This window comes from Pseudarthrobacter sp. alpha12b, from assembly GCF_054130495.1.
On the sequence record NZ_CP196746.1, the window covers coordinates 2,202,884 to 2,225,815 of the forward strand.

At 60.2% G+C, this 22,932-nt stretch carries 25 protein-coding genes; 20 read left to right on the forward strand and 5 right to left on the reverse strand.

The genetic code is table 11. The features are described 5' to 3' along the window. Position 1: 1 nt before the first annotated feature. Both ACTAQI_RS10005 and glmS read right to left on the reverse strand, forming a co-directional pair. Positions 2–349, reverse strand: a complete 348-nt coding sequence (locus ACTAQI_RS10005; RefSeq protein ID WP_091721869.1) for a holo-ACP synthase — start codon at positions 347–349, stop codon at positions 2–4. A gap of 174 nt (positions 350–523) precedes the next feature. Next, on the reverse strand, positions 524–2,416 hold the full coding sequence (gene glmS / locus ACTAQI_RS10010; protein ID WP_457946035.1) for a glutamine--fructose-6-phosphate transaminase (isomerizing): 1,893 nt from the start codon (positions 2,414–2,416) through the stop codon (positions 524–526). Between the two features lie 105 nt (positions 2,417–2,521). Between glmS and coaA the strand changes: the two genes are divergently transcribed. Genes coaA through mscL form a run of 3 tightly spaced genes read left to right on the forward strand, consistent with a single transcriptional unit; the run spans position 2,522 to position 4,809 of the window. After that, the gene (coaA, locus tag ACTAQI_RS10015) at positions 2,522–3,517 is read left to right on the forward strand and encodes a type I pantothenate kinase (protein ID WP_457951036.1); all 996 of its coding nucleotides are present in this window, start codon (positions 2,522–2,524) and stop codon (positions 3,515–3,517) included. Positions 3,518–3,522: 5 nt separating this feature from the next. Continuing rightward, on the forward strand, positions 3,523–4,383 hold the full coding sequence (locus ACTAQI_RS10020) for a M15 family metallopeptidase (RefSeq protein WP_457950842.1): 861 nt from the start codon (positions 3,523–3,525) through the stop codon (positions 4,381–4,383). A 24-nt stretch (positions 4,384–4,407) separates the two neighbouring features. Continuing rightward, positions 4,408–4,809, forward strand: a complete 402-nt coding sequence (gene mscL, locus ACTAQI_RS10025; protein WP_457950843.1) for a large conductance mechanosensitive channel protein MscL — start codon at positions 4,408–4,410, stop codon at positions 4,807–4,809. A gap of 62 nt (positions 4,810–4,871) precedes the next feature. Here mscL and glmM read toward each other — a convergent pair whose 3' ends face one another. Beyond that, positions 4,872–6,233: a phosphoglucosamine mutase gene (glmM, locus tag ACTAQI_RS10030; RefSeq protein ID WP_457950844.1), complete on the reverse strand. Its 1,362-nt coding sequence runs from the start codon at positions 6,231–6,233 to the stop codon at positions 4,872–4,874. Between the two features lie 184 nt (positions 6,234–6,417). On the opposite strand from glmM, the gene ACTAQI_RS10035 reads away from it, so the two are divergent. From ACTAQI_RS10035 to ACTAQI_RS10045, 3 genes are all read left to right on the forward strand, one after another. Then, positions 6,418–7,656, forward strand: a complete 1,239-nt coding sequence (locus ACTAQI_RS10035) for a glycosyltransferase (RefSeq protein ID WP_457950845.1) — start codon at positions 6,418–6,420, stop codon at positions 7,654–7,656. After that, a complete protein-coding gene (locus tag ACTAQI_RS10040; protein ID WP_457950846.1) occupies positions 7,653–9,542 on the forward strand; it encodes an ArnT family glycosyltransferase in 1,890 nt (629 codons plus the stop codon). Before ACTAQI_RS10035 ends, ACTAQI_RS10040 begins: the two co-directional genes overlap by 4 nt. A gap of 76 nt (positions 9,543–9,618) precedes the next feature. Next, positions 9,619–11,415 (forward strand): ArnT family glycosyltransferase, encoded by a 1,797-nt coding sequence (locus ACTAQI_RS10045; RefSeq protein ID WP_457950847.1) that lies wholly within the window; start codon positions 9,619–9,621, stop codon positions 11,413–11,415. 56 nt (positions 11,416–11,471) lie between these two features. Here the strand turns inward: ACTAQI_RS10045 and rpsI are convergent, their stop codons facing one another. After that, positions 11,472–11,975: a 30S ribosomal protein S9 gene (rpsI, locus tag ACTAQI_RS10050; protein WP_457950848.1), complete on the reverse strand. Its 504-nt coding sequence runs from the start codon at positions 11,973–11,975 to the stop codon at positions 11,472–11,474. Between the two features lie 38 nt (positions 11,976–12,013). After that, complete coding sequence (gene rplM, locus ACTAQI_RS10055) at positions 12,014–12,457, reverse strand: 50S ribosomal protein L13 (protein ID WP_015937805.1); 444 nt, start codon at positions 12,455–12,457, stop codon at positions 12,014–12,016. A 294-nt stretch (positions 12,458–12,751) separates the two neighbouring features. On the opposite strand from rplM, the gene ACTAQI_RS10060 reads away from it, so the two are divergent. The 14 genes from ACTAQI_RS10060 (at position 12,752) to ACTAQI_RS10125 (ending at position 22,927) form a co-directional block, all read left to right on the forward strand. Then, entirely contained in the window at positions 12,752–13,417 is a 666-nt protein-coding gene (locus tag ACTAQI_RS10060) for a prepilin peptidase (protein WP_457950849.1), read from the forward strand. A gap of 270 nt (positions 13,418–13,687) precedes the next feature. Further along, the gene (locus tag ACTAQI_RS10065) at positions 13,688–13,888 is read left to right on the forward strand and encodes a Flp family type IVb pilin (RefSeq protein ID WP_457950850.1); all 201 of its coding nucleotides are present in this window, start codon (positions 13,688–13,690) and stop codon (positions 13,886–13,888) included. Between the two features lie 31 nt (positions 13,889–13,919). Then, positions 13,920–14,120, forward strand: coding sequence for a Flp family type IVb pilin (locus ACTAQI_RS10070; RefSeq protein WP_457950851.1), 201 nt, complete (start codon positions 13,920–13,922; stop codon positions 14,118–14,120). A 78-nt stretch (positions 14,121–14,198) separates the two neighbouring features. Next, complete coding sequence (locus ACTAQI_RS10075) at positions 14,199–14,597, forward strand: TadE/TadG family type IV pilus assembly protein (protein ID WP_457950852.1); 399 nt, start codon at positions 14,199–14,201, stop codon at positions 14,595–14,597. After that, positions 14,585–15,553, forward strand: a complete 969-nt coding sequence (locus ACTAQI_RS10080; RefSeq protein ID WP_457950853.1) for a pilus assembly protein TadG-related protein — start codon at positions 14,585–14,587, stop codon at positions 15,551–15,553. The genes ACTAQI_RS10075 and ACTAQI_RS10080 overlap by 13 nt, the downstream gene beginning before the upstream one ends. Before the next feature lie 18 nt (positions 15,554–15,571). Further along, the gene (gene cpaB / locus ACTAQI_RS10085; RefSeq protein WP_457950854.1) at positions 15,572–16,342 is read left to right on the forward strand and encodes a Flp pilus assembly protein CpaB; all 771 of its coding nucleotides are present in this window, start codon (positions 15,572–15,574) and stop codon (positions 16,340–16,342) included. Next, on the forward strand, positions 16,339–17,538 hold the full coding sequence (locus tag ACTAQI_RS10090) for an AAA family ATPase (protein ID WP_457950855.1): 1,200 nt from the start codon (positions 16,339–16,341) through the stop codon (positions 17,536–17,538). The genes cpaB and ACTAQI_RS10090 overlap by 4 nt, the downstream gene beginning before the upstream one ends. Beyond that, complete coding sequence (locus tag ACTAQI_RS10095) at positions 17,535–18,980, forward strand: CpaF family protein (protein ID WP_457950856.1); 1,446 nt, start codon at positions 17,535–17,537, stop codon at positions 18,978–18,980. The genes ACTAQI_RS10090 and ACTAQI_RS10095 overlap by 4 nt, the downstream gene beginning before the upstream one ends. After that, entirely contained in the window at positions 18,981–19,934 is a 954-nt protein-coding gene (locus ACTAQI_RS10100; protein WP_457950857.1) for a type II secretion system F family protein, read from the forward strand. A 162-nt stretch (positions 19,935–20,096) separates the two neighbouring features. Beyond that, a complete protein-coding gene (locus ACTAQI_RS10105) occupies positions 20,097–20,816 on the forward strand; it encodes a type II secretion system F family protein (protein WP_457950858.1) in 720 nt (239 codons plus the stop codon). An 8-nt stretch (positions 20,817–20,824) separates the two neighbouring features. Beyond that, positions 20,825–21,037 carry a Flp family type IVb pilin gene (locus tag ACTAQI_RS10110; protein ID WP_457950859.1) on the forward strand — a complete coding sequence of 71 codons (213 nt, stop codon included), beginning with the start codon at positions 20,825–20,827 and terminating at the stop codon, positions 21,035–21,037. A gap of 267 nt (positions 21,038–21,304) precedes the next feature. Further along, positions 21,305–21,508 carry a Flp family type IVb pilin gene (locus ACTAQI_RS10115; protein ID WP_457950860.1) on the forward strand — a complete coding sequence of 68 codons (204 nt, stop codon included), beginning with the start codon at positions 21,305–21,307 and terminating at the stop codon, positions 21,506–21,508. A 79-nt stretch (positions 21,509–21,587) separates the two neighbouring features. Continuing rightward, on the forward strand, positions 21,588–21,962 hold the full coding sequence (locus ACTAQI_RS10120) for a TadE/TadG family type IV pilus assembly protein (protein WP_457950861.1): 375 nt from the start codon (positions 21,588–21,590) through the stop codon (positions 21,960–21,962). Then, positions 21,950–22,927, forward strand: coding sequence for a pilus assembly protein TadG-related protein (locus ACTAQI_RS10125; RefSeq protein WP_457950862.1), 978 nt, complete (start codon positions 21,950–21,952; stop codon positions 22,925–22,927). The genes ACTAQI_RS10120 and ACTAQI_RS10125 overlap by 13 nt, the downstream gene beginning before the upstream one ends. The last annotated feature ends 5 nt before the right edge of the window (positions 22,928–22,932 follow it).

Below are 22,932 nucleotides of genomic sequence, written 5' to 3' on the forward strand. Positions count from 1 at the left end.
GTCAGCCCTCGGCCACGACCGTGGCGGTGGCGATGCCGCCGTCGTGGCTGATGGACAGGTGCCAGCGCTTGACGCCCTTGGCCTCGGCAACCGCAAGGACGGTCCCCTTCACCTGGACGGTGGGCCCGTTGTGGTCGAGGCCGATCCAGCAGTCCTGCCAGTTCATGCCGGCGGGCGCACCGAGGACCTTGGCCACCGCTTCCTTTGCGGCGAACCGGGCGGCCAGGGACCGGGTGTTCAGTTCCCGCTCGGCAGGCACGAACAGGCGATCCCTCAGGCCCGGTGTCCGTTCCAGCTGCCGGCCGAACCGTTCGATGTCTACTACGTCTACCCCAATGCCAACAATCATGCGTGTCATTCTACGGTGGCGCTCCCGGCCGGGAGGCGGTCTGCGCCACGGTTCGGGAAGGATATTGGCCTTGTCCGCCATCAGCGCAAACGTGGGGTTTTTGGCACGGCAGTGTTAACGAGGAAGCCCCAGGCCGTAGGGGCCTGGGGCTTCCGATCTCCTGGAACGAACCGGCTATTCGACGGTGACGCTCTTGGCGAGGTTGCGGGGCTGGTCCACGTCGTAGCCCTTCGCTGCGGCGAGTTCCGCGGCGAAGATCTGCAGCGGGACGGTGGTCAGCAGCGGCATGAGCAGGGTGGGGGTCTCGGGGACGTAGAAGACGTACTCGGCGTAGGCCTTGACGGCTTCGTCGCCTTCCTCGGCGATGACCAGGGTCCGGGCACCGCGGGCGCGGACTTCCTGGATGTTGGAGACCACCTTGGCGTGCAGCGAGTCACGCCCGCGCGGGGACGGGACCACCACGAACACCGGCTGGCCTTCATCGATCAGGGCGATGGGGCCGTGCTTGAGCTCACCGGCGGCGAACCCTTCGGCGTGGATGTACGCGATTTCCTTGAGCTTCAGCGCGCCTTCCAGAGCCACGGGGTAGCCCACGTGCCGGCCCAGGAACAGCACGGACTTCTCGTTCGCCATGGACCGGGCCAGTTCGCGCAGCGGGCCGGCGTTGTCCAGGATCTTCTGGATCTTCGCGGGGATCTTGTTCAGGTCCGCGAGGACGTCCTTGATCTGGCCGGAGAAGATGTTCCCGCGCAGCTGCGCCAGGTACAGGCCCAGCAGGTACGCGGCGGTGATCTGGGCCAGGAACGCCTTGGTGGAGGCCACCGCGATCTCCGGGCCCGCGTGCGTGTAGAGCACGGCGTCGGATTCGCGCGGGATGGTGGAGCCGTTGGTGTTGCAGATCGAGATGGTCTTCGCGCCCTGTTCCCGGGCGTACCGGACGGCCATCAGGGTGTCCATGGTCTCCCCGGACTGGCTGATGCAGACCACCAGGGTCTTCTCGTCCAGGATCGGGTCCCGGTAACGGAACTCGTGCGCGAGCTCCACCTCGGTGGGGATCCGGCACCAGTTCTCGATGGCGTACTTGGCCACCATGCCCGCATAGGCGGCGGTGCCGCAGGCCAGCACGATGATCTTGTTGACCTGCTTCAAAAGCTCCGGATCGATCCGCAGCTCATCCAGGGTCAGCTTGCCGTCCAGGTCCGACCGGCCCAGCAGGGTCTGCGCCACGGCGTCGGGCTGGTCATTGATTTCCTTCTCCATGAACGAGGAGAAGCCGCCCTTTTCCGCCGACGCCGGGTCCCAGTCCACGTGGTATTCCTTGCCCTGGGCCGGGTTGCCGTAGAAATCGGTGATCTCAACACTGTCAGCAGTGATGGTCACGATCTGGTCCTGGCCCAGCTCCACCGCTCGGCGGGTGTAGTCAATGAACCCGGACACGTCCGAGCCCAGGAAGTTCTCCCCCTCGCCCAGGCCCACCACCAGCGGTGAGTTACGGCGCGCGGCCACGACGACGTCGGGCTGGTCCGCGTGGACCGCCAGCAGCGTGAACGCTCCTTCAAGGCGCTGGCACGCCAGTTCCATGGCCCGGGTCAGGCCACCGTTCGCGGTGTCCCCGCCCAGCTGGTTCCGCAGGATGTCAGCCAGCAGCGCGGCAGCGACCTCGGTGTCCGTCTCGGACAGGAACGTCACACCCTTGCCCAGCAGCTCGAGCTTGAGCTCGGCGAAGTTTTCGATGATGCCGTTGTGGATCACGGCGAGCTTGCCGCCATCAGCCAGGTGCGGGTGCGCGTTGCGGTCCGTCGGGCCGCCATGGGTCGCCCAACGCGTGTGACCGATCCCGGTCACCGCCTCCGGCAACGGGTGGGCCTCCAGCTCACCAATCAGGTTGCTCAGCTTCCCGGACTTCTTCCGCGACTCAATGCTCCCCTGGGACACCACCGCCACACCGGCAGAGTCATAACCGCGGTACTCCAGGCGCCGCAGTCCCTCAAGGACAACATCCAACGCACTGTGACCATTAATTGCACCGTCAACCGAACGGCCTACGTAACCCACGATTCCACACATAGGCACAAGACTATCGGCAGCGTGCCGGTTGCTCTAAACCGGCGGGCCGCCCTCCCGGGCATCCGTGACGCACGTCGCCGCGCTGAGCAGGACCGTCATTTCGTGATGGGGCGGGCGCGGGGCAGAATCTTTAGCGTGACTTCGCAACGCAATGAAGCGAACGGGGAGGGTGCCTCGCCGTTCGTGGAGCTGGACCGGCAAACCTGGTCCCGGCTCGCAGCCCAGATGGAACAGCCCCTTAATGAAGAGGACGTGCTGCGCCTTCGCGGGCTCGGCGACCCCCTGGACATCAATGAAGTCAGGGATGTTTACCTGCCGCTGTCACGGCTCCTGCACCTGTATGTGGAGGCGGCCGGGCAGCTGCACGCGGCCACCACCACCTTCCTGGGTGAGCAGACGCAGCGCACCCCGTTCGTGATCGGCGTGGCTGGCTCGGTTGCCGTGGGCAAGTCCACCATCGCCCGCGTGCTGCGGGAGATGCTGCGCCGCTGGCCCGGCACCCCCAACGTTGAGCTCATCACCACCGACGGGTTCCTCTACCCCCTGGCCGAGCTCAAGCGCCGGCAGCTGCTGGACCGGAAGGGTTTCCCGGAGTCCTACGACCGGCGGGCGCTGCTGCGCTTCGTGAGTGAGATCAAAGGCGGGGCCGAGGAAGTCCGCGCGCCCTGGTACTCCCACGTCACGTACGACATCGTGCCCGGCAAGGAAGTGGTGGTCCGCCGCCCGGACGTGCTGATCGTTGAGGGCCTGAATGTGCTGGCGCCGGCCCGTCCCCGCCATGACGGCCGGCAGGGCCTGGCGCTGAGCGACTTCTTTGATTTCTCCATCTACGTGGACGCGAAGACCTCCTACATCGAGGAGTGGTACGTGGACCGGTTCCGCAAGCTTCGCAGCACCGCGTTCGCGCAGCCGGAGTCCTACTTCCACCGCTACGCCACACTGTCCGATGAAGAGGCAGAGAACACCGCCCGGGACATCTGGAAGCGGATCAACGAGCCCAACCTGGAGGAGAACGTGCTTCCCACCCGGGGCCGGGCGCAGCTGGTGCTGACCAAAGATGCGGACCACTCCATCCGCCGCATGCTGCTCCGGAAGGTTTAGCACAGGTGTGCTACCAATGCGGGTCTCCCAGCCGGCGCAGCTTCACGCGCTTCCTCGCCGCCGGCGCCGGACTGACCGTCCTGGCTGCCTGCACGCCCGAGGCACCCAAGGCCGTGGCGCCGTCGTCGTCCGTTGCTTCCTCTCCTGCCCCCTCCCCTGCGGCCATCACCACAACAGCCGGCCCGACGGCGGAAACCGCCACGGTAGGCCAGTCGCCTGAGGCTCCCACCCCCACGCCGTCGCCCTCGGCAACACTTGCGCGGCAGTTTTCGCTCGATGATCCGGCAAGTCAGTGGGTCATCGTGAACAAGCACCGGCCGCTGAAGCCGGCGGACTATGTGCCGGCTGACCTGGTGCGTCCCGCCGTCGCCATCTCCGCTGCAGGTGAGGCGGCGCTGCTGAACAGTACGACGGCGGCTGCGGCGGAGGCGATGTTCGCGGCGGCCGCGCGGGACGGCGTGGCGGTGGTCCTGGCCAGCGGTTACCGCTCCTACACCACGCAGGTGACCACGTACAACGGGTACGTCGCGGCGCGGGGACAGGCCGACGCCGACACGGCCAGCGCGCGCCCCGGCCATTCGGAGCACCAGACCGGGTGGGCGTTCGACATCGGGGACGGCGGCGGTGCCTGCAGCTTCCAGCCGTGTTTCGCCGAGCAGCCCGCGGCCACGTGGGTGAAGGCGAACGGGCACCGGTTCGGGTTCGTGGTGCGGTATCCGTGGATGCTGCACCCCATCACGGGGTACTACTACGAGCCGTGGCACCTGCGGTATGTGGGGGTGGAGGCGGCCACGGACATGCTGAACCGGGGCATCGGCACGCTGGAGGAATACTTCGGCCTGGAAGCGGCGCCAGCGTACCTGTAATGCCGGTGCGCTAGGTTGGTTTGCATGCTTAGTGGATTCAAGAATTTCATCATGAAGGGCAACGTGGTTGACCTTGCCGTCGCCGTTGTCATGGGTACTGCCTTTGGCGCGGTTGTCACCGCACTGGTGAACAAGGTGCTGATGCCCTTCGTCTCAGGCCTGGTGGGCGCGCCCAACTTCGACAGCTTCGCGAGGGTGGAGCTGAACGGCAACGCCATCGAGTTCGGGGTCCTGCTGACCGCGATAGTGAATTTCCTGCTGATTGCCGCGGCGATCTACATTGTGGTGGTGATGCCGATGAACATCATGATCGAGCGCCGCAACCGCCGGCTGGGGATCAACAAGGACGTGAAGAAGGATGCCGCCGAGGATCCGCAGGTTGCGCTCCTGACCGAGATCCGGGATGCGCTGAAGGACCGCGTCTAGTTACTTCTGCACAGACGTGTGGCCCGTCTCCTTTCGAGGAGGCGGGCCACTTTTGTTTGCTGCTAGTTCGAGGCCAGTTCGAGCGCGAGTTCCGTCCGGACCACCTGGGCGAGGTGTTCGGCGATGGACTGCGCGGTGTCTTCGTCAGCGGCCTCCACCATGACGCGCACAACGGGCTCGGTGCCGGAGGGGCGGAGCAGGACGCGGCCGGTGTCGCCCAGTGCTGCTTCCGCTGCCGCCACGGCCTGGGCCAGGACGTCGCTGCTGCCTACGCGGCTGCGGTCCACGCCTTTGACGTTGATGAGGACCTGCGGAAGCTTGGTCATGACCGTGGCGAGCTCTTTGAGCGGCTTCTTGGTCAGGGCCACCTGCGCGGCGAGCTGGAGTCCGGTGAGGAGGCCGTCGCCGGTGGTGGCGTGGTCGGAGAAGATCACGTGGCCGGACTGCTCGCCGCCCAGGTTGTAGCCGCCGTCGCGCATGCCTTCCAGGACGTAGCGGTCCCCCACTGCGGTTTCCAGGATGGTGATGCCGGCGTCGCGGAGGGCGATCTTGAGGCCCAGGTTGCTCATGACGGTGGCCACCAGGACGTCGTCCTTGAGCTTGCCGGCCTTTTTGAGCGCTACGGCGAGGATGGCCATGATCTGGTCGCCGTCCACCTCGTTGCCCTCGTGGTCAACGGCCAGGCAGCGGTCAGCGTCGCCGTCGTGCGCGATACCCAGGTCCGCTCCGTACTTTACAACGGCTTCCTTGAGGGGGCCCAGGTGGGTGGAGCCCACGCCGTCGTTGATGTTCAGGCCGTCAGGATCCGCGCCGATGACGATGAGGTCGGCGCCGGCGTCCTTGAAGAGCTGGGGCGAGCAGCCGCTGGCGGCACCGTTGGCGCAGTCCAGCACCACGGTGAGGCCGTCCAGGCGGTGCGGGAGGGTGCGGAGCAGGTGGACGATGTAGCGGTCCTCTGCGTCGGAGAAACGCTGGATCCGGCCGACGTCGGGGCCGATGGGGCGGACGGCTTCCTTGCTCATCTGGGCCTCGATGGCGTTTTCCACGTCGTCGGGCAGCTTCTGGCCGCCGCGGGCGAAGAACTTGATGCCGTTGTCCGGCGCCGGGTTGTGGGAGGCGGAGATCATGACGCCGAAGTCGGCGTCCAGGTCTGCCACAAGGTAGGCGGCCGCGGGGGTGGGAAGGACGCCGGCATCGTAGACGTCGATGCCTGAGCTGGAGAGTCCGGCTTCCACGGCGGCGGCGATGAATTCGCCGCTGGCGCGCGGGTCTCTAGCCAGCACGGCGCGGGGCCGGGAGCCGTTGGAGTTGCGGTCGTGACCGAGCACGACGGCGGCCGCCTGGGCCAACTGCAGGGCCAGTTCTGCTGTCAGCAGGCCGTTGGCCAGCCCCCGGACACCATCAGTTCCAAATAATCTAGACACCGGTCAAGTGTAGAGGATGGGTGCATGGGAACCTGCGTAGGCGACTCCTTCTGGCCCGGATCTACTTGGTGAGTACCTGCCTGTTGCTTCGGCCAATTACTGGGACTACCTGCTTTTTTGCGTTGTTACCTGTCTTTGCTCTAAACCCTCGCCACGCCTATTTGGCGGCCCCTACGATCCATGCATGACACCTAGCTATGGGGGCTTGGCGCTCGAAATTGTAGTACCGGTCTACAACGAAGAAGCGGTACTCGAACGCAGCATCACAAGGCTCGCCGAATATCTGACGAATGAAATGCCGTCGACGTGGAAAATCACCATCGCCGATAATGCAAGCACCGACAGGACTCCGGTGATTGCCGCTCGACTCAGCGAGCACTTGGACAACGTCGATTACCGCCGCCTTGAAACCAAGGGACGCGGCCTGGCACTGAGAGATGCCTGGACCGCTTCCGATGCAAAAGTCCTCGCCTATTTGGATGTGGATCTCTCTACTGATCTTGCGGCACTCCCACCGCTGGTGGCCCCGTTGCTGTCCGGGCACTCTGACATCTCAATCGGAACCAGGTTGGGGCAGAGTTCGAGGGTAAGCCGAGGGCCCAAACGGGAGTTCATTTCCCGGTCCTACAACTTTCTCCTGCGGCGCACCATGCAGGTGCGGTTTTCGGATGCCCAGTGCGGGTTTAAAGCCATTCGAGCTGACGTCGCGCACCGTCTCCTTCCACATGTGGAAGATAACGGCTGGTTCTTCGACACCGAACTCCTGATCATTGCTGAGCGATCAGGGCTCCGAATCCATGAAATCCCGGTGGATTGGGTGGATGACCCTGACAGCCGGGTGGACATTACTCAGACCGCCCTGGATGACATCCGCGGGATGGTCCGGGTCGGTTCGTCCCTGATACGGGGACTCATCCCGGTCCAGGCGATCTACGCCGAATTAGGGCGCGGCCCAATAGCGCCAGTCGGCCGGCCGAGCTTCTTTGGCCAGGTGCTCCGTTTTGGACTTGTAGGGGTCGCCTCGACAATGGCGTTCGCACTGCTGTATCTCATGATGCAAGGGCCTTTGGGGTCTCAGGAAGCCAACTTCCTTGCACTCCTTCTTACAGCTGTAGGAAATACAGCAGCAAACCGCAGGTTTACGTTTGGCATCAGTGGTCCAGAAAAATTGTTGATCCAACAATTTCAAGGTTTCTTGGTCTTCCTGTTGGCCTGGAGCATCACATCTTCATCCTTGTTGGTACTGCACTCAGTGCACTCAGATGCTGCCCCGAGGGTGGAACTCCTTGTTCTCACTGCGGCAAATATCTTCGCAACTTTGGTGAGGTTCGTGCTCCTTCGGCTTTGGGTCTTCCGAGCGAGCCGAACGACAGGCAGGGCGTCCAGCATCCGGATGGCGCATGCAGGAAAGTCCGGCCTGTGAAACTCACAGAAGAACAGCCGACTACAGCTAAGCGGACAGGCGAGGTCCCTGTTCACCAGCATCTGGAGAGATTGGCTCTTGGCGCCCTAATGCTCGTGGCAGGGCTCACGTACGTCTGGGCTGTCGACAGAAATGGCTGGGCAAACGCCTATTACTCTGCGGCGGTACAAGCAGGCCAGCACAACGTAGAAGCATTTCTCTTCGCTTCGGCTGATTGGGGTAACTTCATCACGGTCGATAAGCCCCCACTAAGCATTTGGGTGATGGGGATGTCTGTCCGAATTTTTGGCCTCAACTCTTGGTCCTTAATTGTTCCACAGGCCGTAATGACACTCGTCAGCACGTTCCTGTTGTTCCGGCTTACGAGGCGTTGCTTCTCCTTCTCTACTGCCCTAATGGCAGGAACTGTTTATGCTTTCGCTCCCATCACTGTCCTAATGGCTCGGTACAACAACCCGGACCCCCTTATGATTCTTCTGATGGTCTGTGCCCTCTACGCAGGTGTCCGCGCAGCCGAGACCGGCCGCTTCGGATATATGCTTTTGGCAAGTCTCCTTCTTATTTTGGGATTCTTAACTAAACAATTGCAGGCCTTCCTGGTACTGCCCGCCGTTGCCGCTACATATTTGTTATATGCGCCAATTTCTTGGCGCAAGCGGGTGAGCGGGCTAGGCATCGCCGGCATCACCCTGGGGATTGGTTCCCTGTTGTGGCCGCTCTTCGTAGATTTGATGCCCCATTCGAGCCGCCCGTACATAGGCGGATCGACAACAAACAGCATGCTCGAACTCACAATGGGATACAACGGCCTCGATCGCATCCTGCAGCACGGTGATACTCCCTCTGCGGCCCTGATTCCAGACCAATTTCGCAGCGTAGAATCGGATGCCGGATTCTTCCGGCTGCTCAATGCAAACTACGGCCAAGAAATAGGTTGGCTCCTGCTTCCAGCTTTGCTTTCCTGCATAGGCTCGACTGTTCTCGTCGCCAAAGGAAGCTACACCCGTCGCCAGTCGATTCTGGCCTGTGCAGCGAGTGCATGGACTATCACGACCTATATGGTGCTCAGCTTTATGGGCAGTAGCTTTCACTCCTACTACACTTCCTCCCTAGCGCTTCCCATGGCCCTCTGTGTTGGTCTAGGGATCGACATAATGAGACGAGTGGTGAAGACCCGCATTGGCCGCATGACCGTGGCACTAGCGGTGGTGGTAAGTGTCGTTTTCTCGCACGGGATGTGGCAGGTCAGCAGCGCTTATCCGGATTGGCTGGGGACCAGCCTTCTGCTCCTCGGGGTGTCTGCAGCTGCAGCCCTTGCCGTCCGGGCCCCACAACAGTGGATTCCACGCCTTGCCGGAAGTATTGCGGTGAGCGCACTCCTTGTGGGACCGCTTTTTTGTTCAGCTCTCACGCTACAGTCGCCGCAAGAGGGATCCAATCCCGTGTCAGGTGGGCTAACTAAAAATGCAAATACGCTGAGTAGGTTTCTGCAGGGGGTCAAGCAACAAGAGCCCGCCTGGGCAACAGGCATAGCGATAGGTATGAAGCCAAGCCCCGCAATGGTAAACCTAATTCGGAAGGCGCCTGAGAGTTGCACGTGGGCTGTTGCGACTTATCCCGGCCAGACGGCCGCTCAATATCAACTTGCAACAGGACGCACTGTGATGGCGATTGGTGGATTCGCTGCCGTGGACCCAACACCGACCCTGGAACAATTTCAGGCGGCAATATCCGCCGGTCAGGTCTGCTATGTGGTCGAACAGCAAGAGCAGCTGAAGGTGCCAGGCAACAGCAAGGACCTTATCGCCCTACAGGACTGGGTCAAAGCAAACTTTGAAGCGGAGAAGATAGATGGCTCAAACGTCTATAACGTCAGCACTCGATGAACCGAGTACAGGACAACCAAATGCACCCAGGCCTGAACTATGGAGGAGATACTGGCCGGAGGCGTTGCTATATGGAGTGGCCGGTTTCGTCTACTTGTGGAACCTCACGATAAATGGATGGGGCAATCCTTATTATGCCTCTGCGGCGCAAGTAGGCGCTGCAGATTTCGAAGGTCTGCTTTACGGTTCGGCTGATGCAGGAAATGGCCTGTCGGTAGATAAGCCGCCAGCGCATCTATGGATCATCGCATTGTCTATAAGGCTATTCGGCCTCAATTCGCTCAGTGTCCTGGTACCACAAGCATCGATGGGGATTGCAACAGTTGCCGCGGTCTACAGGACTACTCTCTGCTGGTCCAGTCGGCGCCAAGCCCTTACCGCTGGACTTTTTGTGGTCCTAATTCCGGTAACTTCCATGATTTTTCGGTTCAATAATCCGGATGCCTTACTCCTCCTTCTTTGGTCCTTGGCGGTCTTCTTCGCCGTGAAGGCTCTAGAAAAGCACCAGGCGAGGTACCTTTACGCTGTCTCACTGATTCTTGGGATTGCATTCCTGTGCAAACAGTTCCAAAGTTGGATTCTGGTACCGGCGCTCGTACTGGCGTTCTTGGTGTTCGGTGATGGCCGACTGCGGGCAAAACTGTTTCACTTGTCTGCCGGCGCAGCGGTTGCGCTTATCCCGCCCTCATTGTGGATAGCCATCGTTGAACTCACCCCGCCGTCGCAAAGACCATGGATAGGTGGAACATCTACAAACAGCTTTCTTGACCTTACTTTTGGCTACAACGGCCTCGGTCGATTAACCGGCCAGACGGATCTGGGCGCAGTTAATCCAAAAGACTTTTCAGGAGTAGTTGGATATGACGCCAGTCTAATCCGCCTCTTCACCATCAACTACGCTCCCGAGGTGGCGTGGCTACTGCCGGTTGCCTTCGTGGGTGCCGCACTACTGGTCATCAGACTCTGCCGCCGCAGCGCGTCCCAATTGGAGTCTTATGCCACAACCCTACTGGTCACTTGGTTCCTGACCACTTTCACAGTGCTCAGCTTCATGACGGGTGATATTCACCCGTACTATACGTCGATGCTGGCTCTACCGATGGCATCGACGGGCGCCGCCGCCTTCGAAGCGTTCTGGGTGAACCGAAACAGGACGCTTTATATGCGAGGGGCCGCAGTCATAACGCTCTTCTGCGCTGTGCTCACATCCGGTATGCTCACCTGGTTTCAGGGCTGGCAGCCTTGGGCATCTTTGGGAATTAAAGTCGGAGCGCTTGCGTCGGCCGGAGCCTTACTGCTTCCCCATACAATCAAACGACCTCGAGCCGTTGCAATGTCACTCTTAGTGGCAGGCACGACAATACTTTTGGTCCCTTCCTTGTTCGTCGGAGAGTCCATATCAACTCCCCAGCAAGGATCGTTTCCGATTTCTGGACCCGTTCCGACTGCCGACAGCTGGCACAAACGGGACGCCGATCAATTACGGCTGGACGAAAGGAGCAAGTACGCATTGTCACGAGGTGAACCCGTGATCCCAGAAATCGCAGCCTATGTTGAGGCAACATCTTCTGGCACGCGTTGGGCAGCCGCAACGACGGGAAGCGAAAATGCAGCTTTGTACCAGCTCGCCACGAATCGTGCAGTAATGTCAATCGGCGGTTTTTCTGCATTGGATTCCTATCCGGCACTGGATTCCTTCAAGGACTATGTACGCGCAGGAGAGGTGCACTACTACATACACCAGCCGGGGATTCTAAGCTGGTCCGCTGGATCTAACACGCTATCTGTTGTCTCTTGGATTGAAGACCACTATCCGTACCGGGAATTCTCCGGAGTTCGTCTTTATGATTTGTCGCGGCAACTACCAGATTGAAATAACACAGAAGCCCGCCCCACCAAACGGCGGGACGGGCTTCTGTGTAAGCGGTCTTAGCGCTTGGAGTACTGCTGAGCCTTGCGGGCCTTCTTGAGACCGGCCTTCTTACGCTCGATGACACGAGCGTCGCGGGACAGGTAACCGGCCTTCTTCAGGGTCGGGCGGTTGTTCTCGACGTCGATCTCGTTCAGCGAACGGGCGATGCCGAGGCGCAGTGCGCCGGCCTGGCCGGAGATGCCGCCACCGTGAATGCGGGCGATAACGTCGTAGGCGCCTTCAAGATCGAGGATCTTGAAGGGCTCGTTGACGTCCTGCTGGTGCAGCTTGTTGGGGAAGTAGTTCGCCAGCTCGCGGCCGTTGATGGTCCACTTGCCGGAGCCGGGCACAACGCGGACGCGTGCAACGGCTTCCTTGCGGCGGCCAACAGCTGCGCCGGCAACGGTCAGGGCCGGGCGCTCCTTCTTCGGCGCAGCTTCAGCAGCTGCACTTTCAGAGGTGTAGCTGGTCAGGTTTTCCTCGGCCTCGACGACCTCGGTGGTCTCTTCGTTCTGAGCCACGATTCTCCTTGTATAGATAAGTTGTTTGGTGGCCAGGACTACTGGGCGACCTGGGTGATTTCGAAAGTCTTGGGCTGCTGGGCGGCGTGGGGGTGCTCAGCACCGCGGTACACCTTCAGCTTGCCGAGCTGCTGGGCAGCCAGGGAGTTCTTGGGGAGCATGCCCTTGATGGCCTTCTCAACGGCGCGGACCGGGTTGGATTCCAGCAGTTCCGCATAGTTGACGGAGGTCAGGCCGCCCGGGTAGCCCGAGTGGCGGTATGCACGCTTCTGCTCCAGCTTGGCGCCGGTCAGGGCTACCTTTTCAGCGTTGATGATGATGACAAAGTCGCCCATGTCCATGTGGGATGCGAAAGTGGCCTTGTGCTTGCCGCGCAGCAGGATTGCGGTCTGGCTTGCAAGACGACCAAGGACAACGTCGGTGGCGTCAATGACGTGCCACTGGCGGTTGATATCGCCGGGCTTCGGGGTGTACGTACGCACGGTGTTTGCCTCGTTCTTGTTCTGGCGTTCTTGTTTAGGTGTCGCTAGCTCGCGCACCTACTGTCTGCGCGCTACCGGAACAGAGGTGAGGGCTCCATGTAACCAGTCATCCTGAGGTTCCGAATGTGCCCGTTGAGTAGTTATCCTGCAACCGGATTCTCAAGCGGGCACGCACCATCGGAATAGGACACGCACAACGACTACCAAGATTAGCGCGTCAGGTGGTTCGGGGTCAAAATGAGGTAGTCGGGGGCCGCCGGGGCCGTGCCGGTTCACTCAACACAGGGGGATGCAGTGCTGTCAGCGGCGAACGGGGACTCGATCAGCGTGCTCTTAGTCCTTGGCGCCGCCCTCACAGGGTGCATCCTCTCCCCCATCGCCGAACTCCTGATAGCAAAGCTGCTCCCGAGACTCGGAGAAGCACCGCGCCTGCAGGCAAGAATTACGACGGCGGCGCTAACCGGCGTCGCGTGTGCGGCCTTTGCGGTACATTTCGGCAGCGCGTTGAGCCTTCCAGCATTCCTATTACTTGCGGTGTTGGGCGTCCAGCTGGCAAGGATCGATGTGGCGCTGCATTTACTGCCCAATCCGCTCGTGTTGACACTCCTAGCCGGCGGTCTCTTACTGCTTTTATTGCCAGAAATATTTGGTAAGCAATCTGATGATTTTCTTCGCGCAACACTCGGAGCCGTCATTTTGTTTGCTGGCTACCTGATTTTGGGACTAATTTCTCCCGGCGGCATCGGGATGGGCGACGTGAAGCTCGCAGCACCTGTCGGTCTTTACCTGGGGTACCTAGGCTGGAGCCACCTCCTCTACGGAGGGCTCATCGGCTTCGTCTTGAATGGCATTGTCACTGTGCTTGTGCTCAGCCGAAAAGGCCGGGATAAAGCCACCGAAGTACCTCATGGACCCTCGATGCTATGCGCCCTAGCGGCCGTCACCTTCTTCATCGCTTAGCCGCAGGGCGGTGCTCACACCGGAGCCACGGAGTGGCCAGTACAAGTAGCCCGCCGGGTACCTGCAAACGATGACTGAGTACCACCTCCCGCTTTCGAGTACGTACTTTTCGCACGCCTTGAAAAAGTCGAGTACCACTACGCGTTGTTGCCGTATATGCCCTAGTGACAATCTCTTCTTAGCGAAGTCCAGCCGCTAAGGATTTATGGGGGCAGCTGGAAATTCGTTGAAATAAATCCAGATCAATTTCACCGAATTAAGGAAAATACAATGACTTCTCTCATGGTCTCGATGATGGCTTTCGTCGCCGGCGTCAAGGATCGCTTTGACTCTGAAAAGGGAGCGACTGCCACGGAATACTCCCTTCTCGTAGGGTTGATTGCCCTGGTGATCGTCGCTGGCGTCACGCTATTTGGCGGAAACCTCAACACTTTCTTCAACGGACTCGCAGGCAAGGTTGGCGCCTGGTAGAAGCCAGCGCCAACTAGAGAAAGACGCCAAAATGTCAACCTTCAATGCCTTTGTTCGAGAACTGGCAGTTGCCATCCGGACGATCCTCACCACCGAGAAAGGCGCAACGGCCACTGAGTACTCACTGCTCGTGGGACTAATTGCCTTGGTTATTGTCGCAGGGGTGACCCTCTTCGGCACTAACCTGAATGCCTTTTTCAATGGTCTAGCCGGCACTGTCGGCGCCTGGTAATCATCCGGGATCGGTGTGCCGCGCCAACTGCGCGGCACACCGAACCCTTTTCACGCTGCAACTGTCCAGGGGGACCCATTGAAACGCAGCCCCAGAAACCGAAAAGACAAAGAGCGGGGAGCCGTTGCCGTCGAGTTTGCGCTTGTAGCGCCGATTCTCGTCGCGTTGATCATTGCAATCGTTGAGTTTTCTAACGCCTACAACATCCAAGTGTCGGTCACGCAAGCATCACGTGAAGCGGCCCGGACAATGGCAATCACCCACGATGCCACAAAGGCAACTGCCGCGGGCAAAACCGGCGCACCATCCATCAACACAGCGCTGCTGAGTTTCGATTACTCGGCGGCTACGTGCCCGGCTGCGACTCCAATGCCAACTGCATCCGTAACCGTGACCTACACGGGGACTTCTCTCACAGGGTTTTTCGGGTCCTCGCTGGTTCTCAAAGGCAAAGGAGCCATGCAATGCGGTGGTTAACCAGATTCCATGGGGATGCAGAATCTCGTGAACGCGGGGCGGCGGGTGTCATGGTTGCGGTCATGATGCTGGTCCTCATCGGTGCCGGCGCCATGGCTGTTGATGTCGGCCAGATCTATGCCGAGCGGGCACAACTCCAGAATGGCGCAGATTCAGGCGCGCTTGCCGTGGCCAAGAGCTGTGATCCTGGACCATGTGTGGCCTCACTGGCTGGACCTCTAGCCAACGCGAACTCCAATGATGGTGCCAGCGACGCTGCTGTGGACCTGAGTGTGGCCGGCCAGGTTACGGTCACGACATCGACAAGAGACGGCTCCAACAGCTTTTTGGCGAAAATGTTTGCGAGCGCGCTGAACGCGGGGCCGGTCACGGTAGGCGCCACCTCAACAGCCGCTTGGGGATCGCCCGGATCTGGTCCGGCTACGTTGCCCATCACGTTCGCGCCGTGCCAGTTCGATGTCGACGGAACGGTTCACACAATTCTGACTCACGGCAGTGAAACCTGTGTCAGTGACAGCCCCTCCGGCGCGGCCATACCAGGCGGATTTGAATGGTTGATGCCGGACCCGGGCAAGTGCCAGGCCACCGTATATCCGGACGATCCGACAACAGCCGGCGTCACCGACCCATACGCCATGACAAACACGGGCCTGAGCATTCCCTCGGAATGCAAGGCACTCATACCCACGTACCTGAACAAGGTAATTCTGTTTCCCGTCTTTACGCCCGCCAGCGGCACCGGCGCGGGCGGCAAGTACTACATCAAGGGCTATGCCGCGTTCCTTCTCCTCGGATACAGCTTCCCCGGAGCCGAAGGCGGCGACCTGACAGGTCTTGGCGGCAGCGACCGCGGCGTTCGAGGCAAGTTTGTCGAATGGGTAGCCGACCCGACGCTCTACGGCGGCGGCGGCTATGACGGTGGCGGCGTGGATCTGCCGCCACATCTGGTCAAGTAAAAATCTAAGGGGAAAGTAATGAAAGCACGCCTACTGGGAGGCATCGCCGCGCTGGTTGTAGCAGTCATTGGCACGGTCCTTCTCTTCAATTACGTCCAAGGCGCGGACCGACGCGCATTGGCGAACACAGAAACAGAGGACGTACTCGTTGTAAAACAGAACGTCCCGGCCGGAACGCCGGCCAGTCAACTCGCCCAATACGTGACTACCAAGCCCGTGCCACGCACCGCCGTCGCAGCCGATGGAGTTCGTGATCTGGGGTCGCTTGGATCTACGGTCACATCCGTAGCACTGGTGCCTGGTGAACAGTTGCTCAGCAGCCGCCTGGTTGACGCAAATGCCTACCTCGGCCCCTCCCGGGTAGCAGTCCCTGCGGGACTCCAGGAAATTACTCTCCGTCTGGGGATTGAACGGGTCGTCGGCGGCAAAATCCAGGCTGGCGACACAGTGGGCGTCTTCATCTCTATGGCAGACCAAGCAGGAGGTGGCAACGGAACCCAGCTGACGTTCCATAAGGTTCTGGTCACCGCGGTTCAATTCAGCTCCGGGGCGGCGGCGCAAACCCAGGGACAGGCGACACAGGGTGGCTCGTCCGGCGCACTTAACGCCGCGAGCGAGAACAAGCCAACGTCAAGCGATTCCTATCTGATCACTTTCGCACGGAACGCCATCGACACCGAAAAGCTGGTCTATGCAGCTGAATTCGGGAAGGTCTACCTCTCAAAAGAACCGGCTGACGCCAGCGAGGGCACTAACGGCGTCGTCAATCAGACAAAGGTATTCAAATGAGCCGCTTCATTTTGATCTCACCCTCCACCGACTACGAACGGAAGGTTCGGGCGTCTGTAGCCCCTCTCAGCGGCTCATTGCAGTTTTTCCAAGCCGCTTACCTCCCCGAGTCCCCTGACGACATCCTTCGGCAGCAGGCCGGCGAACCTCCAGAAGTGCTCATTCTGGGCCCTGGTCTTCCGCAGGACGAAGCTCTCAAATTCGCCGCGGTAATGGACCTGCAATACCCGGAAGTCAGCATCGTCTTGGCAGCGGAAGACGACGGCGAGCTCGCCTTGAGTGCAATGCGCTCCGGCATCCGCGACCTGATCCCGCCGGCAGCAGATACGGACCAGGTCCGAGCACTGGTGGAACGGGCAAGCCTTGCCGCCGCTGGACGCCGCCGCGGTTTGGCCCCGAACACTGCTGAGCGTCCTGCCGCTGAAGGAGGGCGGGTTATTGCGGTCATGTCTCCCAAAGGCGGGGTCGGCAAGACCACAGTTGCTAGCAACCTGGCAATCGGTTTGGGACAGGTGTCACCCATGAGCGTGGTGGTCGTCGACCTGGACCTCCAATTCGGCGACATCGCAAGCGGCCTGATGCTCGAGCCTGACTTCACGATCACGGACGCTGTGGTGGGTGCCGCAAGCCAGGACGCAATGGTGCTCAAAACATATCTGTCTCTGCACCCCAGCAACATCTACGTCCTGTGCGCGCCCCGCAATCCCATCGATATGGATCGGATATCCGGCGAAAATATCAGCCACCTCCTGCGCCAATTGCGGGCCGAGTTCCAATATGTGGTGGTCGATACTGCACCCGGCCTGGGCGAGCACGTTCTGGCAACACTGGAGCAGGCCACGGACGCCGTTTGGGTGTGCGGCATGGATGTGCCGAGCATTCGTGGATTGCGAACCGGATTCCAGATCCTTTCGGAACTCGATCTGCTTCCTGATAACCGACATGTGGTTCTCAATATGGCGGACCGGCGGACAGGCCTGACCGTCCAGGATGTTGAGGCCACCATCGGCGCTCCAGTGGATGTGGTTCTTCCCAAGTCGCGCGCGGTGCCGTTCTCTACTAACAAAGGAGTCCCCCTTCTTCAGGACGGAAGCCGGGATGGAGCAGCCAAGGGTCTGCGCAAGTTGGTCGAGCGTTTCAAACCTAATTGGGAAGCACCGCGGAAGAAAGTCCACAGAAGGGCGGTAGTACAGTGAGCCTCACCAACCGTTTTGCCAAGATGCGTGGCGAGTCCGATCCCGGCGCTCCCGCTATTTCCCCACATGCCGCCTCTACTTTGGGCACCATCCAGCAGGCCCAGGCAGCAGAGCAAGCCCAAGTACCAGTGACGGTAGAAGTTACCGGTGGGATTGCGAGTGAGGCGCTTACGGGCCTTAAAGAACGTGCCAGCCAGGCACTGTACGAGAGGCTTGGCTCCCGCATCACGGACTCATCCCTTGAGGAGGCCGAACTCCATCAGTTCGTGAAGGATGAGCTGAAGGCAGTGGTTGATGAGGAACAGGTCCCTCTGTCACAGGGTGAGCGACAGCGACTCACACGGGAGATCATCGACGATGTCCTGGGACACGGGCCGCTGCAGCGGTACCTCGATGACCCGTCCGTCACAGAAATCATGGTCAACAGAGCAGACCAGATCTACGTTGAGCGGAACGGCCACCTGTTTCTCACTGACACCAAGTTCAGCAACGAGGAGGCGCTTCGCAGGGTCATCGAACGGATCGTCACCCGGATCGGTCGCCGGATCGACGAATCTTCGCCTCTGGTGGATGCCCGCCTGGCAGACGGCTCCCGTGTAAACGCCATCATCCCGCCTTTGGCTGTCAACGGCGCTTCTCTGACAATCCGGAAATTCGGCAGGGAGGCTCTGACCGTCCAAAAGCTCATTAGCTTCGGCAGCCTGTCTCCTGAAATGGCAGAACTGCTCCAAGCTTGTGTGCTCGCGAAAATGAACATTATCGTCTCGGGCGGTACCGGCACCGGTAAGACCACTATGTTGAACGTACTGTCCTCTTTCATCCCCGCGACGGACCGTATCGTCACCATTGAAGACGCCGTTGAGCTTCAGTTGCAGCAGGACCACGTGGTCAGGCTGGAAAGCCGGCCAGCGAATATTGAGGGCAAAGGTGAAGTCTCCATCCGTGACCTGGTCCGCAACTCCCTCCGCATGAGGCCGGACCGCATCGTGGTTGGTGAGGTCCGCGGTGGCGAATCGTTGGACATGCTCCAAGCGATGAACACCGGCCACGACGGCTCAATCTCGACCGTCCACGCCAACTCACCACGTGATGCCGTGGCCCGACTCGAAACCCTCGTCCTGATGGCAGGGATGGACCTGCCGCTCAGGGCAATTCGGGAGCAAATCGCATCCGCGGTTAACCTGATCGTCCATATCTCCCGGCTCCGCGACGGTACTCGGCGGGTGACGCACATAACTGAAGTGCAGGGCATGGAAGGCGACATCGTCACGCTTCAGGATGCTTTCGTCTTCGACTACTCTGCCGGCATCGATGCGAACGGCAGGTTCCTCGGGAAGCCTGTTCCGACCGGGGTCCGTCCACGGTTCACGGACAGGTTCGAAGAACTGGGAATCAGGATTTCTCCCTCCGTATTCGGAGCCCAAGGGCCAAGGAGTCGATAGATGGAAACTCCAGAAGCCCCTGTCATGATCCTGGTCGCGGGGGTGCTGATGATCTTCACGTCGATTATTGTCACCTTCGTTGTCGTATTGAAACCCGGGCATGCGATCCCGCTCGCACGGCGCCGGCCGGATGTGCCCGCAAGCGCTTCCAGGCTGACCGTCCTGACTGATACTGCCGTTGGCGCCATTAACAAGCGCCTCAAAGGAAAAAACGATTTCCTGATCACTCGCGAGAAGCTGGAACGGGCGGGGCTGAAGGCCCAGCCTGCCGACTTCCTGCTCATGATGGGCGCGGGCGCGCTGGCAGGGAGCGTGTTCGGTTTCCTCCTTGGGGGGCTCTTCTTCGCGATCATTCTGCTCGCAGTTGTTCCCGCCGGAATGCTCGTCTATCTTTCGGTCCTTACCTCCAAGCGCAAGAGCAAGTTCGACGAGCAATTGCCGGACACCTTGCAGATGCTCACCGGAAGTATGCGGGCCGGTCATTCCCTCCTGCGGGCTATCGACGCGTCGGCACGTGAAAGTGACGCACCGATGTCGGAGGAACTGAGCAGGATTGTCAACGAAACCAGGATCGGCCGCGACTTAGGCGAATCAATGACGGAAGTGTCTTTCCGCACCGGCAGTGAAGACTTCAGCTGGATCTCCCAAGCCATCGAGATCCACCGGGAGGTGGGCGGAGATTTGGCGGAAGTGCTTGATCACGTCGGCGAAACCATCCGTGACCGCAACCAGATACGCCGTCAGGTGAAGGCCCTAAGCGCCGAAGGAAAGATGTCGGCTGCCGTTCTCATGGGACTGCCGGTGGTTTTGTTCTTCGCCCTGATCCTGATCAATGGGCAATATGCGAAAACGTTCACGAGTACAGTTCCCGGTTTCCTGATGCTAGGCGCTGCGGCTGTAATGCTCACTGCCGGCGGCTTTTGGCTCAGCCGGCTGATTAAGCCGAAGTACTAGGAGCGCGACATGTCACCCATTGCACTCGGAGCCATATTCGCCATCGTTTTGCCCATCACCTATCTCGTGTGGTCGGTAGCCGCTACAGATAGGGTTGCCCTTCGGAACATACAGGCGAACCTAGGACAACGCGCAAGGAACGCAGCTCCGCAAAGTTTGGCCGTGGAATTCAGCGCAGTGGCCCGCAAGGTCACGCCAGTGCGTTATGTCGCATGGCTGGACAAGCAGCTCGCTGCCCTGGGGCGCCCCAAGGAGTGGCCCCTTGAGCGGCTCTTGGTGGTGAAGCCGCTGCTCGCCCTCGGTGCCGGACTTCTGGCCCTGTTTTACTTCCTCGCCTCGCCAGAGCCGGCACGCTTCGCGATTCTCATTGCCGCTCTTGCGTTTGGCTATTTTGCACCTGACCTCTTGATTCGCAGTAATGCTGAGAAGCGGAGAGACAAGATTCGGCAGGAGCTGCCGAACACTCTGGACCAAATGTTGATCTCTGTCCAAGCTGGTCTTGGATTTGAAGCTGCTATGGCGCGCACAGCGCAAAATGGAGGCGGCCCCCTGGCTGACGAAATGATGCGGACACTGCAAGACATGCAGGTGGGCCGCTCCCGCAAGGAAGCCTATTTGGACATGTCCGACCGTGTTGACGTTCCCGACCTCCGCTCATTCATCCGGGCCATCGTCCAAGCGGATGCTTACGGAATCGCCATCGCCAAGGTGCTAAAAGTGCAGGCCCACGAAATGCGGATGAAGCGCCGCCAGCGCGCCGAGGAACACGCCATGAAGATACCAGTGAAGATTCTCTTCCCACTGATCTTCTTCATCTTTCCGACCCTCTTCATCATCCTGCTGGGGCCGGCCGTCATGAACATCATCGCCGCGTTCTCCTAGGAGGAGTCATGAAGCAACTAGTACAGGCATTGTCGCTGATCCGAAGTTTTACGCAGCGTCTAAGGGCTGAGGAAGGCGGCGCAACCGCCACAGAATATGGAATCACAGTCGGTTTCATTGCCATTGTGATTGTGGCTGGAGTGGGCCTGTTCGGCCTGTCGCTCAATGGTTTCTTCGACCATCTAACCACCGGGATTAAGACCGCGCTCGGTATCCCCTAGCAGAAGCTGTCAGCTTCGCGCCTAATGGCGCCACATAAACCGGACCCCCTCGGCACCCAGAACCGAGGGGGTCCTCTTGTGCGCCCATAGTCAGCTACGAACCAGAGCATCAGCGCAGGCCAAACCCACCAAAAGCGCAGTGAAAGCGCACCCCGTAAAGGCTTTGCGCAGGATGCGGCAAAATCCGGTCAAGCTGCCGGTTGAGGTTGCTAACTTCGATTCAGTGCTGGTGCAGTGCCAGCCAATCCGTCTCGCTCAGGAGTCAAAATGCTTTCTCTCTACACCAAAGTCATGATCCGTCTTCGCAGCGAAAAGGGCGCAACGGCCGTTGAATACGGCATCATGGTCGCGCTCATCGCCGTTGTCATCATCGTCGCTGTCAGCACCCTCGGCGGACAGCTGGGAACCCTTTTCACGGGCGTCACCAAGGACATCGCACACCCGTCTGCAACCGCCGTTCCCACCAGCTAGCCCCACCGTTCCGGACCCCATATCGAAACGGCGGCAGCCTGCCCCGCAGGAACAAGCAACCCAAGAGGAGGAGCAGCAGGTGAAACGCGATTCGGAACGCGGCGCGGCAGCCGTTGAATTCGCGATCCTGCTGCCCCTCCTCTTGATGCTGGTGCTGGGAACCATCGAGTTCGGCCGCGCCTACAACGCCCAAATCACCCTGACTAACGCGGCCCGGGACGGTGTGCGGGTGATGGCAATCAACAACAACCCAACCGCGGCCGCGAGCGCAGTCCAGACGGCAGCCGCGTCGGTCAGCTCAACCATTCCCTCATCCGCCGTTACCGTGAGCCCAACCACGTGCAGCACGGGTACCCAGGTGACGGTTACCGTCAAGTACACGCTTTCCACGATTACCGGCATCGCGGGGCCGTTCCCCATGACCGGCAAAGGAGTTATGTTGTGCGGGGGCTGAGCCGGGACAGACGGGCCGCCCACCAGCCCGGCGATCGCGGCGCGGTCAGCGTCATAGTCGCGATCCTCATGGTGACGCTCCTCGGCTTCGTGGCGATTGCCGTCGATGTAGGCGTCATCTACTCGGAACGGGCACAGCTGCAAAGTGGCGCCGATGCTTCGGCGCTCGCCATGGCGCAAAAGTGCGGTGTCAATTTGACGGATCCAACGTGTTCAACAACGTCGGCGCTGGCAGCCAGCCTGGCCAATCAGAATGCACTGGACGGGAAAAGTAACGTCTCATCCATTCAGCTCGACAAGGCGGCGCGAACAGTAAGCGTGACTACGTCGGCAAAACAAGATGGTGCACCCCAGGACTCCGTCTCGCTCTACTTCGCACGTGCCCTCGGGATCAGCAGCGAGAAAGTAATGGCAAAATCGTCTGCCACGTGGGGGATTCCCTCCAAGGGTCCCGTAATCCTTCCGCTGGCCATCGCCTACTGCAAGTTAGACATCCTCGCCGGTTCGACGGCGGGCACCGAACAGGTGTTAGAACAGTCAGTCAACGGGTGTGGAGGCATCCCGGGCGGGTTCGGCTGGATCCAAACCGTTTCCACTAAATGCTCCATAACAGCAACGGCGGGCGCATCCAGCAATGCTGGGATCTGGTTTTCCAGTGACGTTGGAGCAAGTGTCCCGTCCACTTGCAGTCAGACCGATTTCAATCAAATGAACAACCAAACCGTCCTCCTGCCTTTATACGATTTAGCTACCGGCACGGGTTCCAGCGGGAAGTACTACGTCAAGGGGTTCGCGGCCTTCCATGTGACGGGATACCAGTTCGCAAGCATCGGTTGGACGGCAGGCACAAAAGTGACCAACAAGACGATCCGGGGCTACTTCGTGAAATACGTTTCCCTCGCCCAGGGCTTTGAACTCGGCAACGTCCCGGACTTTGGCGCCAGCGTTGCCCGGCTCACCCTCTAATTCAC

What these genes read in the sequence shown, in the direction of transcription:
- ACTAQI_RS10070 (WP_457950851.1), top strand. Translation starts at nt 13,920, where the DNA reads ATGTCAACCTTCAATGCCTTTGTTCGAGAACTGGCAGTTGCCATCCGG.
- coaA (WP_457951036.1), top strand. Translation starts at nt 2,522, where the DNA reads ATGGGGCGGGCGCGGGGCAGAATCTTTAGCGTGACTTCGCAACGCAAT.
- ACTAQI_RS10035 (WP_457950845.1), top strand. Translation starts at nt 6,418, where the DNA reads ATGACACCTAGCTATGGGGGCTTGGCGCTCGAAATTGTAGTACCGGTC.
- ACTAQI_RS10090 (WP_457950855.1), top strand. Translation starts at nt 16,339, where the DNA reads ATGAGCCGCTTCATTTTGATCTCACCCTCCACCGACTACGAACGGAAG.
- mscL (WP_457950843.1), top strand. Translation starts at nt 4,408, where the DNA reads ATGCTTAGTGGATTCAAGAATTTCATCATGAAGGGCAACGTGGTTGAC.
- cpaB (WP_457950854.1), top strand. Translation starts at nt 15,572, where the DNA reads ATGAAAGCACGCCTACTGGGAGGCATCGCCGCGCTGGTTGTAGCAGTC.
- ACTAQI_RS10080 (WP_457950853.1), top strand. Translation starts at nt 14,585, where the DNA reads ATGCGGTGGTTAACCAGATTCCATGGGGATGCAGAATCTCGTGAACGC.
- ACTAQI_RS10065 (WP_457950850.1), top strand. Translation starts at nt 13,688, where the DNA reads ATGACTTCTCTCATGGTCTCGATGATGGCTTTCGTCGCCGGCGTCAAG.
- ACTAQI_RS10005 (WP_091721869.1), bottom strand. Translation starts at nt 349, where the DNA reads ATGATTGTTGGCATTGGGGTAGACGTAGTAGACATCGAACGGTTCGGC.
- ACTAQI_RS10100 (WP_457950857.1), top strand. Translation starts at nt 18,981, where the DNA reads ATGGAAACTCCAGAAGCCCCTGTCATGATCCTGGTCGCGGGGGTGCTG.
- ACTAQI_RS10110 (WP_457950859.1), top strand. Translation starts at nt 20,825, where the DNA reads ATGAAGCAACTAGTACAGGCATTGTCGCTGATCCGAAGTTTTACGCAG.
- ACTAQI_RS10115 (WP_457950860.1), top strand. Translation starts at nt 21,305, where the DNA reads ATGCTTTCTCTCTACACCAAAGTCATGATCCGTCTTCGCAGCGAAAAG.
- glmS (WP_457946035.1), bottom strand. Translation starts at nt 2,416, where the DNA reads ATGTGTGGAATCGTGGGTTACGTAGGCCGTTCGGTTGACGGTGCAATT.